Origin of the sequence: Actinoplanes sp. NBRC 101535 (assembly GCF_030269225.1) — a bacterium.
Classification (GTDB): Bacteria; Actinomycetota; Actinomycetes; order Mycobacteriales; family Micromonosporaceae; genus Actinoplanes; species Actinoplanes rectilineatus.
The window spans coordinates 337,564-353,279 of record NZ_BSSY01000001.1 but is presented as its reverse complement, the minus strand read 5'-3'; the positions used below and the strand labels follow the sequence as shown (position 1 = coordinate 353,279).

The 15,716-nt window shown below is 71.6% G+C and carries 9 protein-coding genes; 2 read left to right on the top strand and 7 right to left on the bottom strand.

Annotation, left to right across the window (positions count from 1 at the left end; genetic code table 11):
* Positions 1-58: 58 nt before the first annotated feature.
* Positions 59-1,045 (bottom strand): ABC transporter substrate-binding protein, encoded by a 987-nt coding sequence (locus QSK32_RS01525; protein WP_045746755.1) that lies wholly within the window; start codon positions 1,043-1,045, stop codon positions 59-61.
* Positions 1,046-1,365: 320 nt separating this feature from the next.
* On the opposite strand from QSK32_RS01525, the gene QSK32_RS01520 reads away from it, so the two are divergent.
* Positions 1,366-2,382 carry a LacI family DNA-binding transcriptional regulator gene (locus QSK32_RS01520; RefSeq protein ID WP_045746787.1) on the top strand — a complete coding sequence of 339 codons (1,017 nt, stop codon included), beginning with the start codon at positions 1,366-1,368 and terminating at the stop codon, positions 2,380-2,382.
* Between the two features lie 472 nt (positions 2,383-2,854).
* A complete protein-coding gene (locus QSK32_RS01515; protein ID WP_157411449.1) occupies positions 2,855-3,346 on the top strand; it encodes a hypothetical protein in 492 nt (163 codons plus the stop codon).
* A 324-nt stretch (positions 3,347-3,670) separates the two neighbouring features.
* Here the strand turns inward: QSK32_RS01515 and QSK32_RS45690 are convergent, their stop codons facing one another.
* From QSK32_RS45690 to QSK32_RS01485, 6 genes are all read right to left on the bottom strand, one after another.
* Positions 3,671-4,012 (bottom strand): GNAT family N-acetyltransferase, encoded by a 342-nt coding sequence (locus QSK32_RS45690; protein WP_425394687.1) that lies wholly within the window; start codon positions 4,010-4,012, stop codon positions 3,671-3,673.
* Between the two features lie 1,145 nt (positions 4,013-5,157).
* A complete protein-coding gene (gene araD, locus QSK32_RS01505) occupies positions 5,158-5,865 on the bottom strand; it encodes an L-ribulose-5-phosphate 4-epimerase AraD (protein WP_045747995.1) in 708 nt (235 codons plus the stop codon).
* Positions 5,866-5,957: 92 nt separating this feature from the next.
* Positions 5,958-6,134 (bottom strand): hypothetical protein, encoded by a 177-nt coding sequence (locus QSK32_RS01500; RefSeq protein WP_285471010.1) that lies wholly within the window; start codon positions 6,132-6,134, stop codon positions 5,958-5,960.
* Between the two features lie 258 nt (positions 6,135-6,392).
* Positions 6,393-12,167, bottom strand: a complete 5,775-nt coding sequence (locus tag QSK32_RS01495; RefSeq protein WP_285471009.1) for a DUF3320 domain-containing protein — start codon at positions 12,165-12,167, stop codon at positions 6,393-6,395.
* Positions 12,168-12,300: 133 nt separating this feature from the next.
* On the bottom strand, positions 12,301-14,466 hold the full coding sequence (locus QSK32_RS01490) for a hypothetical protein (RefSeq protein ID WP_285471008.1): 2,166 nt from the start codon (positions 14,464-14,466) through the stop codon (positions 12,301-12,303).
* Between the two features lie 191 nt (positions 14,467-14,657).
* The gene (locus QSK32_RS01485; protein ID WP_045747991.1) at positions 14,658-15,653 is read right to left on the bottom strand and encodes an NADP-dependent oxidoreductase; all 996 of its coding nucleotides are present in this window, start codon (positions 15,651-15,653) and stop codon (positions 14,658-14,660) included.
* Positions 15,654-15,716: the final 63 nt, after the last annotated feature.

Genomic DNA, 15,716 nt, shown 5'->3' with positions numbered 1-15,716 from the left:
GCTCCGTTTCCACCGCGTGCCGCGCCGGCCCGGGCCCGGGCCGGCGCGGCGTCCCGCGTCAGTACTTGCGGTTGGGGAGCTCGGTCTTCGCCTGCTCCTGGGTGAAGGTGGTCTCCTCGGTGAGGACCCGGTTCGGGATCTCCTCGCCGGCGTCGACCTTCTTGGCCAGGTCCATCAGCTGCGGGCCGAGGAGCGGGCTGCACTCGACGATGTAGTTGATCTTGCCGTCGGCCAGTGCCGTCATGCCGTCCTTGACCGCGTCCACCGTGATGATCTTGATGTCGGTACCGGGCTTCTTGCCGGCCGCCTCGATCGCCTCGATCGCACCCAGACCCATGTCGTCGTTGTGCGCGTACAGCACGTCGATGTCCGGGGTGGACTGCAGGAAGGTCTCCATGACCGTCTTGCCGTCGGCGCGCTTGAAGTCACCGGTCTGCGACTTCACGATCTTGAAGTTGGTGTTCGCCGCGATGGCGTCGGCGAAACCCTTCTGCCGGTCGTTGGCCGGCGCCGATCCCGTGGTGCCCTGCAGCTCCACGATGTTGACCGGCTCGGACTTGCCCTCGTACTCCTTGACCAGCCAGTCGCCGGCCTTCTTGCCCTCCTCGACGAAGTCCGAGCCGATGAAGGTCTTGTAGAGCGAGGTGTCCTGCGAGTCGACCGCGCGGTCGGTCAGGATCACCGGGATGTCGGCGTCCTTGGCCTCCTGCAGCACCGCGTCCCAGCCGGAGGTGACCACCGGCGAGAAGGCGATCACGTCGACGCCCTGGGTGATGAAGCCGCGGATCGCGGAGATCTGGTTCTCCTGCTTGCCCTGCGCGTCGGAGAACTTCAGGTCGATGCCGGCCGCGGCGGCCGACTCCTGAATGGACTTGGTGTTCGCCGTGCGCCAACCACTCTCGGCGCCGACCTGAGAGAATCCCAGCGTGATCTTGTCATCACCGGACGCCGTGCCGCTGTCGCCGTCACCGCCGCCACAGCCGGCGAGCGCGGAGACGGCGAGGACACCGCTCAGCACGGCCGCGGACAGATTCCTGCGCACCATAACCTCCCGAAACTGTTACCGTTCACAAATGGCCAGCGGGCGGCACGAACTGCCTGTCACCGCGGAGATAGTCGGTTAGCTGCGACCGGCGTCACAACTTACGTTTCGTGAGTGTTACCGTTCTCAACGTGATCGTCAAGAGATCATCGTCGTTGTTTCAGAGAGATTGCAAGAACGCCGCAATCGCCCACGGTCATCACGCCGTCACCTGATAGACCCGTCCAATGGCGACACCCGAACCGGCGCCGGACCACGATCCGGTCGCCTACCAGCGACTCCCCGCGCTCCGGCCGCGACCCGGCAAGGAGCGCGGCACCGTCATGCGCGACGTCGCCAAGCTCGCCGGGGTCTCCCACCAGACCGTGTCGCGAGTGATCAATGAACACCCGAACGTCCGCGCCGAGACCCGTGAACGCGTGCTCGCCGCGATGCGGTCGCTCAACTACCGGCGCAACCTGGCCGCCCGCACCCTCGCCACCCGCGAGTCGCACACCCTCGGCATCATCGGCTTCGAAACCACCCTGTTCGGGCCGGAATCCATGCTCTACGGCATCGAGAGCGCCGCCCGCGCCGCCGGATATCTCGTCAGCGTCGCCACCGTCCGGGAACTCACCCACCGCACCGTGCTCGAAGCCGTCGACCGGCTCGCCCAGCACGACGTCGACGGCATCATCGCCATCGCCCCCAAACCGGCGGTCACCACCGCGCTCACGCACGCCCCCGGCGGGCTCATCTGCGTCGCGGTGGGCGGTTCCGGCGCCGGCTCAGATCCCTTCCCCCGGGTACGCGTCGACAACGACACCGGGGCCCGCCTCGTCACCCGGCACCTGCTCGACCTCGGACACGCCACCGTGCACCACGTGGCCGGACCGCCCGACTGGCCCGAGGCACAGTCCCGGGTCGACGGCTGGCGGGAAACCCTCTACGAGGCCGGGGCGGTCGTCCCGGCGGTCAGCGCCGGCTGGTGGGACGCGGCCGCCGGATACGAGCAGGGGCGCCGCCTGGCCGCCGACCCGGACGTGACCGCGATCTTCTGCGCCAACGACCGGATCGCGCTCGGGGTGCTCCGCGCCCTGCACGAGGCGGGCCGCCGGGTGCCGGACGAGGTGAGCGTGGCCGGATTCGACGACATGCCGGACTCCGGGTACTTCCTGCCGCCACTGACGACGGTGCACCAGGATTTCGCGGAGATGGGGCGGCGGGCGCTGGCGCTGCTGTTGCGTCACATGGGACGGGCTGACGGGGAGACACCGCCGGAGGACGTGGTCGTGGCGCCCCGTCTGATCACGCGGGCGAGCTCCGCTCCGCCGCCCGGCTCCCGTCGTTCCCGTCAGTGATCGTCCGTTGCCGAACATCCCGCTACCCACGGTATCCATCGAAGCGCTTACGATCACCGCGTAGTCACACCCGCCCCGCGTCGGTCCACTATCCGACAGCGGGCGGCTCACTCTGGCCGGTGAACGATCGCCGCAGAGTGGCCATGTGCCATTACAGTCCGAAAGGTGCTCGATCGTGGCGCACGGACTCGGTCACCCGATCTCCCGCGCCACACCCGCCAGACGAGCCGAGGGCTTTGCCGGGCCCCTCGGCCGCAGACCTGCCCGACGTCGCCCTCTGCCTCTGCCTCTGCCCCGGTCCGGTCTCCTTCCGGGCCGGCCGGCGACCCGGTGTCATCCGGGTCGGCCAACGGCCCGGCTGTGCCCGGGCCGCTCAGGCCCGGAGTGATCCGGGTCGGCCTCGGGCCCGGCACGATCCGGGCCTGTCCAGCTCACGGCCCGGCACCCGGGCCCGGCGAAGGGACGGTGAGCGATGGAAAACTCCTTCAGCGGATGGCTGCGCCGGCGTAGGCATCCTCGACTCTCCGGCACTCTGCACCTGATCGACGCCGCCGGCCACGAAACCGTGGTGTCGCTGCGCGGCCGGGGCACCTCCTTGGACACCACAGCCGCCCCCGACGGCACCGGCCTGACCGGTCAGGGCAACGTGTGGGCCGTCCACACCACCCCGGAACGCGACATCATCAGCCTGATGATCTGCTACGGCCGCGACGGCGTCCTCGGCAACCGCGAGACGGGCCTCTGCGAACCGGGCCGCACCGTACGCCTCTCCGGCGTCGACTTCACCTGGCACCACCCGGCCGCCACACCTCCCGACGCCCGAATCCCCCGGCAGTTCCCCGGCCACACCGGCAACCGCCGCACCCCACCCGGCTGGACAGGCAACGCCCGCTCCGAGCCGGCCGGCCTGACCCGCCGCTTCCGCAACGCCCTACGGGTGATGACCCAGTCCGCCCGCCACTGACCCGCCGCTTCCGCAACGCCCTACGGGTGATGACCCAGTCCGCCCGCCACTGACCCGCCGCTTCCGCAACGCCCTACGGGTGATGACCCAGTCCGCCCGCCACTGACCCACCGCAGTACCGCACTCGTCCCGTACACCGAAGACCGCCGCCGATGGCCGGTGCCTTTCCGGCACCGGCCCGGCACACCTTGATCAGAATCGGTCGAGCACGTGACTGAGGGTTCTTTCCGTCATAGGTCGCCGCCGGCCAGACCAGCCCACGAGGGGCGCGCCGTTACCGGCGATACTGCCGAGCAGGTGCCCATCTCATGGTCACGTGCCGGTTCACGATCCGGCGGCCGGCCCCTGCTGCATGACCCAGGTGGGCACCGGCGATGCGGCGACCCCGACGACCCGCCACCCCGCCCGCTCGTAGAACTCGACATTGGCCGGCTTGCTCGTCTCCAGAACGGCGGGCAGCCCGTCTGCCGCAGCCCGCCGCAGCCCCTCCGCCATGACCGCCCGGCCCCAGCCACGCCCGGTCTGTTCCGGCCGGGTGCCGAGCACACCCAGATACCAGTACGGCCCCACCGGCATGACCGCATGCACCGCCGAGTCGTAGGCCAGCACCCGGCCCAGAGCCGCCCCCGAGAACACCCCCGCAAACCCGGCGTCCGGCTCGGACACCGCATCCGGGGCCGACCCGGCACTCGAGATCGGATCAGCAGACCGGACACGGACCGACGAGGCAGGCAGGGCCCCAGCCGTGGGAGGCAGAGCCCCAGCCGTGGGAGGCAGAGCCCCAGCCGTGGGAGGCGGTTCCCAGATAGCCACCGACGAGCCGCCGTCAACGATCCAGATCGCCCGCCGGCCTACCCTCTTGTCGAAGAGATGCCCGAAGAACGCCGCAGCCTGCACCGGATAGTCCGCGTCATCCGGAAACATGTACCGAAGAACCGGGTCCTCGACAAACGCCGGCACGAGCGTCCCAAGCACCCGTTCCCGGTCAGCCGGAGTAGCCACAGCAATCACAGAATCCGTCACAGTAGGCGACTGTAAGCCCGCCCCGATCCGAAAAGCTGCCCCGACCCGGCCGCGGCACGCCAGGGAGCGACCGATCACCGGGCCCGCAGTCCGACGGGGATCGAACGTGATGAACCCAAGACGCGGGAGGCCCTCACGGCGACGTTCCGATCCACGCGGCTCGGCCTTTGTCGATCGAGGGTCACCGGGCCCGGTCTCCCGCTCAGATCCTCCACACCCCAGAATGGCGCGCCGATCAGCGTCCAGAGACGGCGAACGCACCCGATCAGCATCCCAGAGACCGCAGACGCACCCGATCAGCATCCCGAAGATGGCAGAGGCACCCGATCAACGCCCCAAAGGCGGCGAACGCACCCGATCAACATCCCGAGAGCGGCGAACCCACCCGATCATGTCAACGGGTGCAACGACCGTCGCATACGGGAGGGCAGGAGCACCCGATCAACACTTCGGGTACGCCCACCACCCCACGAAACCCAACCCAGACGGTAAGCGCACCCAACCCAACCCAACCCGCCCTGCCCGCCCTGCCCGCCCACCCCGCCAAGACAGTAAGCGCACCCAACAGAGAACAGCGGGACGGCAAGCACCGGCCCACCGGCCCACCGGCCCACCGGCCCACCGGCCCACCGGCCCACCGGCCCACCGGCCCACCGGCCCACCGGCCCACCGGCCCACCGGCCCACCGGCCCACCGGCCCACCGGCCCACCGAAGAGATCATGCGGCGGATCGGGGGCCGGCCGGGAGAGCTACGAGGACCCGGTGACGGGCTGAACGAGACAGGCTGTCAGCGCTTCGGGTTGCCGTAGTAGGCGCCCGGTCCGTGCTTCCGCTTGAAGTGCCGCTCCTGCAGGTGGGCCGGCGTCGTCGCTGCCGGGTTCAGTGCCAGCGTCTTCAGCGCCATCTCCGCCACAGCCTCGCAAATAATCCCGTTTTCGACCGATTTACCAGGAGTGGCACCCCACGTGAACGGGCCGTGATTGGCGACCAGGGCGGCCGGCCGGCCCATCGCCGCGTCGTCGTCGCCGATCGTTTCGATGATCACGCGGCCGGTGTTCAGCTCGTAGTCGGTGGCGCACTCCTCGGCGGTGAGGCCGCGGGTGACCGGCACCGGCCCGTCGAACGTGTCGGCATGCGTCGTGCCCAGGACCGGGATATCCAGGTTCGCTTGGGCGAAGGCGACCGCGTTCGTCGAGTGCGTGTGGGTGACGCCACCGATCGACGGCCACGCCAAGTAGAACGCCCGGTGGCTCTCGCTGTCGACGGAGGGCCGCAGCTCGCCGTCGAGCACCTTGCCGGTGGCGAGGTCGACGGGGACCAGGTCGTCCTCGGTGAGACGGTCGTAGGGCACGCCCGACGGCTTGATCAGGTAAAAGCCGCCGTCACGGTCGACGCCGCTGACGTTTCCCCAGGTCAGCTGGGCGAGCCCGGCCTTGGGGATCACCAGGTTGGCTTCCAGAACGGCCGTACGCAGCGCCTTGGAACCGTAGGTCACGTCAGTCACTCCTCACCAAAATGTTAGCGCTAACCATAACGGACGTGTTACGCGCCGCCACAGAGCCGAAAGACCGAGGACCGCAAGCCTGATCAGCGCAGGCCGGCGATCGTCGCCGCCACCTCGGCCCGCAGGTCCTCCGGGAGCGGCGCGTATCCGGCACCGGCGGCCACCTGCCGACCCGCCGGGCTCGCCGCGATGGCCAGGAAACTGCGCGCGATGGCCAGGAAACTGCGGGCGATCTCCGGTGTCCCGGTCCGGCAGACCACCTCGTAGGTGACATGACCAGCGGATACGAACCGTTCCCGAACGTCAGCCGGAGGTTCTCGTCGGCCCGTCTTCCCTGGCCACCGCGGCCGCCACCCGATGGCTGCCGCGCCGACCGGTCCCCGCCCGGGACGGCCCGCCCGGGGCAGCCCGCCGGGGGCAGCCCGGTCGTCGCCCGCACCGTACCTCCAGTCCGGTCCTGCCAAGGCGGCCGGATACAGGGTGTAGCCGGGAAGCATTCGCCGGCTGTACCCCGGAAATTACTGGAGCGACCGGCGGCGGCGCGACGTGCGGCGCGGAGCGGCGTCGTGGTGCGGCAGCGACAGCGGGTCGGGCAGCCCGTGCGCGGCGGCGAGACCGTCCGCCTGCCGGATCAGATGCCCTTCGGCCACCAGGTCGGCGACGAGTCCGGCCAGCCGGTCGTCGAGCTCGTCGGCGTGCCGGCTGGACCAGCCGAACAGCCGGCAGGTCGCGGCCAGCACCTCGGCCAGGGTGAGCACGCCACCGTCGTGCACCAGGTGTTCCATGGCGATCCGGACCTCGTCGTCGCAGACCTGCTCGGCCTTGCGCCCGACGTTGTCGGCACGGTAACGCACGGTCACCAGCGGCTCCTGTTCCGGGTCGCGCAGGAACACCCCGTCCCAGCCGACGCCGGCCTCCTCGATCGCCTCCTCGACGATGTGCCGGCCCTGCCGGGTGACCCGGGTGAGGTCCCACTGCTCGCGCAGGCGCTGCAGCGCGACGTCGATGTGCACCGGGCCCTCCACCTGGGCGATCTTGCGGACCGCGGCGAGCAGCTTCTGGTGGATCTCCGGGTCGCCCAGGTGTGCGCCGGCCCCCACGGTGGGCAGTTTCGCCCGACGGTACGGCTTCGACCAGTCCTTGACGAAGTGTTCCGCCTCGACGACCGCGGTCACCGGCTCCTCGGCGTCGGCGTACACCTCGGTCGGCGGTTTACGCACGCCACCGGCGCGCACGGTGGGGCCCGCGACCTCCTCCTCGTGCGGCTCCTCCTCTTCCGGGGGTACGAGTGAAGCGAACATCTCCGGCTCGAGGTCCTCCGCGGCCGCCGTGACGAGGTGATCGTCGTAGTCGTGCATCCCGGCGAGGTACGCGTCCGCCTCGGCCGCGGCCGGCTCGTGGTGGTTCGCGCCGAACCCGTTCACGTACACGGGCTCCTGATCAATTTCAGACTCGACGGCGGCGAAGTACGGCACGAACTCGAACTCGGCGGTGTCGTCCGCCGACAGTCCGACCTCTTCGAGGAGCGGTTCGCTCGACACCGGGACGGCCGAGACCGGCACCACCGACACCGGGATGGCCGACACCGGCGCCGCCTCCGCGGTCACCGTCAGCTCGGGCGCCGGTTCGGGGGGAATCCCGGCGAAGGCCTCCTCGATGGCGTAGCGGAGTCGTTCCTCCTCCTGCTCCCGGGCGGAGTACCACGCGGTACCCCAGATCCGGTGCAGTCGCCATCCCAGCCCTTGGAGGACCTGTTCGCGCAGCCGGTCCCGGTCCCGGGCTGCGGGCGCCGAATCGTACGTGGTGCCGTCGCACTCGATGCCGAGGACGTAGGGCGCGTTGCGCCGGGCCGAGACGCGGACGGCCAGGTCGATCCGGAAGGCGCCGGTGCCGACCCGGGTCCGCACGCGATAACCCCAGCCGCGGATCACCTCGCTGACCGAGTCCTCGAACGGCGTCTGCGACTCGCCCCCGGACTCCTCCTCGATGCCGAGCGCGGTCTCGCCCCGGACCGCGTAGTCCAGGTATGCGGCCAGTGGTCGCAGGTGGTCGGTGCCGGGCAGGTCCCGGGAGCGGACCGCGGAGACCACTTCCACCCGGCGGGCGGCGCAGGTGGTGGCCACGTTGAGCCGCCGCCAGCCGTCCGGGCTGTCCAGGCCCCCGAGCTTCGGCCCGATCGCCAGGATCACCACGTCCCGCTCGTCGCCCTGCACGGTGTCCAGGTCCTTGACGAAGAAGCCGCGCAGCCGGTCGTCGCCGGGCGCCTTGACCATGTCGGACACCCGGGACTCGATCTCCCCGGCCAGTTCCGGGGTGCAGGCGACCACACCGAGGGTCAGTTCCGGACGGGTGACGAAGTGGTGGGCCACCCGGCCGGCGACCAGTTCGACGAGCGAGGTGTCCGCGGTGGCCGGGAAGAGCTGCACCCCGGCGTCCGGTCCGGCCGGCATCGCGGCCGGGAACGTGTTGAGCATCCCCTGGTAGAACGTGTGGTTGGCGAACGCGATCAGCGACTCGTGCCGGCTGCGGTAGTGCGTGGTCAGGTCCAGGACGGTGAACGCGCCGCAGTGGACGGCCAGGTCCAGCACCGACGGTCCGGTGCCGCCGGGCAGCGCGGCCGCGGTCAGCTGCCGGTCGTCGCCGGCCACCACCAGCGATCCGCCCCGGTAGATCGCGGCGATCGCGTCGGCGATCGGCACCCGGGACGCCTCCTCCACGATCACCACGTCGAAGTACAGGTCCGGCGGGAGCAGCCGGCTGACGTCGGCGGGCACGGTGACGAAGCAGGGTTTGACGGCGAGGGTGGCGTTGCGGGTCTTGCCGATCAGGTCGCGGACCGGCAGCCTCCGGGACTGTTGGGAGGCGGCGGCACGCAGCTGGGCGGCCTCCCCGGCGGCGCTCCCGGACGGCTGCAGCTCGTCGACGGCGTTCATCACGTCCGCGGCGGCGGCCCGTTCCAGGCGTGCGTCCCAGCCGCGGAACTCCTGCACCAGCAGGTCCCGGGCCGGGGTGTCGAGCGGCTTGAGCCGGTCGTCGTCGCGGATCACCGAGTCCACCCACGACTGGAAGAGTGCCCGGCCGAGGACCGGCAGGATCTGCTCGACCGCCAGGTTCTCCCGGGCGCAGAAGTCGACCACCTCGTCCAGGCCGTGTTCGGCCAGGACGGTGCGGGCCGTCTCGTACTCGAACCAGTCCTGCTGCCCCTGGGTGTCGGCGAGCAGCGCGTGCAGCAGGTCGCGGGCGCTCTCGTAGTCGTCCAGGGTGGCGGTCAGCGCCGGGTGCCGGCGCTGCGCGAAGGCCCGCAGGATCCAGTCGCGGGCCGCCTTCCACTCGGCGGCCCGGGCCGGCAGCGGATCGTCCGGGCTGATCCGGCAGAGCACCTCGGCCTGCACCGCGCTGAACGCCACGTCCGAGCCGGTCCGGATGCGGCGCGCCTCGGAGGCCCAGGCCATCGCGGTGTCCAGGCCCTCGACGTCGGTCTGTTCGCCCCGGTAGACGTCCCCGAGGATCTTGGCGTGCTGGGTGGCGTTCTTGGCGAGCGAGGTCGCCGCGTCGGCGGCACCCTCACGGAGCATGCCGATCGCGGCCGACTCGGCGAGTGAGAAGTCGCGTCCCGCCGCCGCGCTGTACGCCTGCGCGAGCTCCGCCGCCGCGCTGAGCGGCTCGACGTGCGCGCGCAGCCAGCTGATCGCGTCCACGACGGTGCCCTTGGCCAGTTCCGGCCGGGGTGCGGGTTCGGGCGGTGGGCGCAGCGCGGCGGTCCACCGTTCGAAGTCACGGCCCGCTTCGGTGACGATCCGGATGATCGCGTTGTTCGGGTGCGCGGCGCAGACCCGTTCGATGACGCCGGGCAGCGCCTCCGGCGGGGTCACCTCCTGCACGTCCTCGGCGGTCTTCAGCGCGGTGTGGATCGCGTCGAAGTCGGTGTCCAGGCGCTTCCAGTGGTGGCCGAGGATGCCGGCGTACTCGCGTTCGGCCTGGTCCAGCTCGTCCAGGGCGTGTTTCCAGGCGACCGCGTCGGGCAGGTGGCTGACCGCCTTGGTGCGGCCCACCCCGGGGCGGGCCATCTCCCCCACCGCCCGCCGGTCCCGCCGGTACGCCGCCCGCAGCCGCCCGAATCCGCGGTGTGTGGTGGCGAACCGCTCGATCAGTTCGTCGAGCGGTTCGGCCAGGGCGGCGTCGGTGAAGTTCTGCCGGGCCCGGGTCTCGGCCAGCCGGGCCACGTCGACCGAGTGCTGCAGGACGCGGGCCGCCGCCCGGGCGTTGGCGATCCCGTTCGGCCCGAACCAGGCCGGTTCCGGCTTGTCGAGCCGGGACAGCAGTTCGACGATGGCGGCGAGCCGGCCGATGTCGGTGAACGCGACCACGTTCGGCAGGCCGAGCCGGGCGGTCACCCGGTCCAGGCTGTGTTCGTGCTGCTCCAGCCGGTCGGCCTCGTCGGCGAACCGGCGGGCCAGTCCGCGGGCCTGTGCGGCGGTCAGCGGCAGCATCTCGATCGGCGGCGGGTCCAGGCGCAGGCCGGGAACGATCGGCAGCTTCCCCGGCGACGGCAGCGCGGTCCAGGTCACCCCGGCCCGGTTGCGGACCGCCTGCTCGGCCTTGTGCAGCGTCTTGAGGTGCCCGAGCAGGGTCTCGGCGGCGCGGGCCACCGGTTCCAGGTTGGGTAGTGTCAGCCACTCGTCCGGGGTCTCCGGCGGGCGGCGTGCGGCGTGCCCGACCAGACCGGTCAGGTTGATCAGTTCGGCCAGGCTGTGCGTCTCGAACGCCGCGGTCAGCGGGTCCTGCGCGGCTGTCTCGACCAGGTGTTCCAGGGCGAGCTGCGCCTGGTGCAGGCGGGAGTCCAGCCGGTTCTGGTCGATCACGTCGCGCCACAGGAACGCCTCGCCCTCGCACGCCGGCCGCCAGGCGTGCGCCAGGCGTTCGGCCGCGTCCCGGACCCGTTGCAGCGACTGGGTGGTCAGCGGCACCGGCAGTGTCTCCGGCACCGGGGCGGCCGGCACGTCGGTCATCTGCGCGCACATCCCGATGACGTCGTGCAGCCGGTGCCCGAGGGGCTCGCGGACCTCGTTCATCGCCTCCGCGTACGCGTTCAGGCGCCGCCGGTGGTCGCGGAGCTCCTCGCGTTCGTCGGTGGACAGGCTCGGCGGCGGCAGCGGGATGTGGTCGAGCGCGGCGGCCAGGGTCACCGCGACCTGGGCCCGGCCGGTCCGGTCGCTGTGCAGTTCCAGCAGGTAGTCGTCGAGTCCCGCACCGGACAGGCGTTCCCGGACGGTGTCCAGGGCGGCGGCCTTGTCGGAGACCAGCAGGACACGTTTCCCGGCGTGCAGCAGGCACCCGATCATGTTGGCGACGGTCTGCGACTTGCCGGTGCCGGGGGCGCCGCGCATCACGAACGTGCGGCCGGCGACGGCGGCGGCGATGCAGGACCGCTGGGCCGCGTCGGCGTCCAGCACCAGCGGCACGTCGTCGGGGGAGGCCGTCGCGTCGATACGCCGGGGCGGAACCGGGTCGAACCGGAACGCGGTGACCTGTGTCTTCGGATCGGTGGCCAGGGCGCGGACAACCGGGTGGGCGAAGATCTGGCGCTCGTTGCCGACCAGGTCGGCGTACATCAGCTCGCGGTGCACGGTGAGGCGGGCCAGCAGGATCGCCTCGTCGGTCCGCCACTCCGGGTGGTCGCTGATCGCGGCGTCCAGACGGGCCCAGAAGACGGTGACGTCCAGGCTGCCGAGGCCTTCGACGGTGGGGAGTTCGACGCCGTACTCGCGCAGCGCCACGGCCAGTGCCGGGTTGACGATCGGGTCGTCGAGCCGGGCCCGCAGGCGCGGGTAGTCGAGCGGGTTCGGGATGGCCAGGTCGACCGGGAGCAGCAGGATCGGGCTGGCGTACTCGCGGCGGTGGTCGCGCCAGTGCAAGGTGCCGAGGGCCAGGTAGAGCGTGCCGAGGCCGTGTTCGGAGTGGTCGCGGCGGGCGGCTCGGCGCAGCGAGTGCAGGGTGGCGTCCATCGCCGCGTCGGTCATCGGCGTCTGGAACACGTTGGCGGCGCGCGGCCGCGGACCCTCGGCCTGCTCCTCGATGCCGAGGAAGCCGCACTCACGGCCCTGCTGGAGAGCCTCCACGACGCTGCGCGGGGACGGGCTGAGCACGGGGACGACGTCACCGGCCGCCCGGCGTACGTCGATGAGCGGGTTGTCGCCGGAGAGGTCGAGCAGGCTGTCTCGCCAGGTCTCGACGACGCCCCGTACCCGAGCATCCGGCCGCCTGGTCAGCCCGTCCGCATCATCCCACCGCATTGGGACATTTCAGCAATTGGAAGGGGGTTCACGTGGCGCTTTTCCGGGTTAATCCGACGTTCCGGACAGAACCCGGTCCCAAATACCGACAAAAGCGCATTTATGGTACGCAACCGCGCGGTCCCGCCGTGGATCAGTCCCAGGTCGGAACCCACCACTGCCAGCCCTCGGGCGCCAGCGGCCAGTCCGCGTCGGGCCGCCAGCCGGACGGCGGGTACCACCCGTCCGGCGGCACCGGCCAGCCCGGCGGCACCGCGAACCGGATGCCGGTGGGCGCACCCGGGATCGCCGGATGCGGGTTGCCCTCGGCGGGCGCACCCGACACCGGGTCGGCGGCGGCCGGCGAGACCGGCCCCGCCGCGGCGATGGCGGCCGCGTTGAGCTGCACCACGGCGGCCAGCGCCGGGATGACCGTGGTCTCGGTGATGTTCTCGTCGGTCGGTGCCGGGCTGACCGGGGCGCCGAAGGTGCCACCCAGCGGATCCGCGAGCGGGTCGGTCAGCGGGTCCGGCTCGCTGACGAACGGCACCGTGGAGACCGGGGTGCCGGGCGCGCCCGACACCGGGGATGCGGCGAGCGCGTCGGCCGGCTGGTCACCGCTGAGCTCCGGGGACGACGGGTCGCCGGGGGACGACGAGACCGGCGTCACCGGGGTGGTGGCCGGCGGCGACACCGCCGCGGCGACACCGGGCGGGTCCAGGCGCGGCATCGAACCGCCCGGCAGCGACCCGGTCGAGGGCAGTGTCGGCAGACCGGCGCCGGGCAGTGCGGAACTCGGCTCGGCCCAGCTCGGGGTGCCACCGCTGGGCGACACCCAGCTCGGCACCGCCGCTCCCGGGTCGTCCCAGCTCGGCATCGGCGGGCCCGGCTCGGCCCAGCTCGGCGTCGCGTCGGCGGGCGGGGCCCAGGCCGCGGCCCGCTCAGCGGGCGGCGTGGCCCAGCTGGGCGTCTGCTCGGCCTGCGGGGTCCAGGTGGCGGCCGATTCCGGGGTGCTCCAGCTCGGCGCCGGGTCGGCCGGCGGGCTCCAGCTCGGGGTCACCTCGCCGGCGGTCGCCCAGCTCGGCAGCGGCTCACCGGGCACCGCCCAGCTCGGCGTCGCGTCCGGCGTGGTGGTCCAGCTCGGGGTGCCGGCGGCGGGGCTCGCCGGGGTGGTGACCGGGAAGCTGCCGGAGACCGTCCCGGCGGACGTGCCCGCGGGCGGGGGACCACCCGGCGAGACCGGTGCGGAACCGCCGGACACCGGACGGGCGGCGGCGTTGCTCATCATCGCGGCGATACCGGCACGTGCCCCCACGCCGGGGGCGGTCCACTCGGCGTCGTTGATGCTGCTGGTGCTGGTGAGCGTCCCGCTGGTGGCCGGCATCGATTCGACCGGGGTGGTCCAGTTCGGCTCGATGGCGCCGACCGGTGCGGCGCCGCCCGGAGTGACCGGGCCGGAGGCCGGCACGCTGGCGGTGCCCCGGCCGGACGACGGCGGCGCCTGGGGTGGCGGCGCGGGCGCCGGCGCCGGGGGCGACACCGGTGCGGCCTGCCGGGCCGGTGCGCCGCGCCAGTCCTCCGGAAGGTCCTGCACCCGGGCGATGTAGAGCATCACCTCGGTCTTGCCGCCGTTGCCCTTGACGATCGCGCGTGCCGCGGTGACCAGGCCCTGCTCGGCGAGGTGTCGCAGGATCGGCAGCAGGACCTCGCTCATCTTGGGGCTGAGGTCACCGACCCGGGTGTCGCCGACCCGCACCTCGACCAGGTGACCGGCCATCTCGTGCAGCGTGACGTACGCCCAGCACTCGCCCTGCGGCGGCACCAGGGCCTGCAGCGCCGGGACGGACTGCTGCTGGTCGTTGACCTGGACGGCGGAGCCGCTGGGCAGCAGCCGGTGGTCCTGCCCCGGGGCCTGGTTCGCCGGGACGAGCATGTGCGGCTCGGCCAGGTCGAGTCGCACGCTCGCGTCGAAGGCCGGGGGCCGTCCGTCGTACTCGCCCCACTCGCGGCCCTGGATCCGGGCGGTGACCTCGGGTTGCAGTCCCCGCTTGCTGAGGGCGGCGAGGACCTGGACGTACCGGGCGGCCTCGGCACGTGGCAGGTGACCGATGAGTCCGGCGTCCGACCAGACGCCCACGGCGTTGCGGTCGTGCTTGTTCTTGGCGTCCGGTATCAGCGTGACCGGGATGGTTATGTCGGTTCCCTGCGGGTTGAAGTTCGTGCCGAAGAGCGCACGTATCGCCTTCGCGTAGTGCGTCTCGCCGACGACCTCGGCACTTGCCCAACCCGCTTGTCCCCAGAGGGGGAACCGATTTGCCACACGGGAACGCTAGTGTCTGCTTTCCGTCAGTGACCTCGTCCATACGGATGATGACGATCATCCGTACGTTCCGTATTCGCGTGCTCAGCGGCGCGCTATTAATGATCGTTCAGTATCGGAGATACCTGGCGACCACCACCTAGAAGCCCCGAAACGGATGCCACGGGTGGTCGCCGGACATCACCCCGCGATCACAGGCGAACGATCATCTTTCCGATGTTCTCGCCGCGCAGAAGGCCCAGGAAGGCCTCCGGCGCGTTCGCCAGACCGTCCACGACGGTCTCCCGGGCGGCCAGGCTGCCGTCACGCAGCCACGGGGCCGCCTCGGCCAGGAAGTCGGGCATCCGGTGGAAGTGGTTGCCGACGATGAAGCCGCGCAGGTTGAGCTCCTTGCCGATCGCCGACGCCATGTTGCGCGGGGCGGCCGGCGGGGCGGTGTCGTTGTACTGGGCGATGGCGCCGCAGAGCGCGATCCGGCCGAACTTGGTCAGCGACGCGATGGCCGCCTCCAGGTGCTCGCCGCCGACGTTGTCGAAGTACACGTCGATGCCGTCCGGCGCGGCGGCGGACAGCTGCTCGCGTACCGGAGCGTCCTTGTAGTTGAAGGCGGCGTCGAAGCCGAACTCCTCGACCAGCCGGCGGGCCTTCTCCGCCGAACCGGCGCTGCCGATCACCCGTTTGGCGCCCTTGAGCCGGGCGATCTGGCCGACGATGCTGCCGACCGCGCCCGCCGCACCGGAGACGAACACCGTGTCACCCTCGCGGAACCGCGCGATGTCCAGCAGCCCGACGTACGCGGTGAGCCCGGTCATGCCGAGCACTCCGAGGTACGCCGAGAGCGACGGCGCGGCGGCCGGGTCGACCACGCGGACGCGGGCGGCGTCCAGCACCGAGAACTCCCGCCAGCCGAGGGCGTGCGTGACGTGCGCCCCGACGGGTACGTCCGGGCTGTTCGACGCGACGACCTCGCCGATCGCGCCGCCGTCGAGCGGCTCCCCCACCGCGAACGGCGCCACGTACGACTTGGTGTCGTTCATCCGCCCCCGCATGTACGGGTCGACCGACATGAACAGGTTGCGCACCAGCACCTGGCCGTCGCCGGGTTCGGGTGTCGTGGTCTCGGCGAGCTCGAAGTTGTCGGCGGTGGGCCAGCCGGTGGGACGGGATGCGAGCCGGATCTCTTGCACAGTGGTTCTCCTCTGGAAGCGTGTGATCGACAGTATGTCGAAAAACTCGACACAGTGTCGATT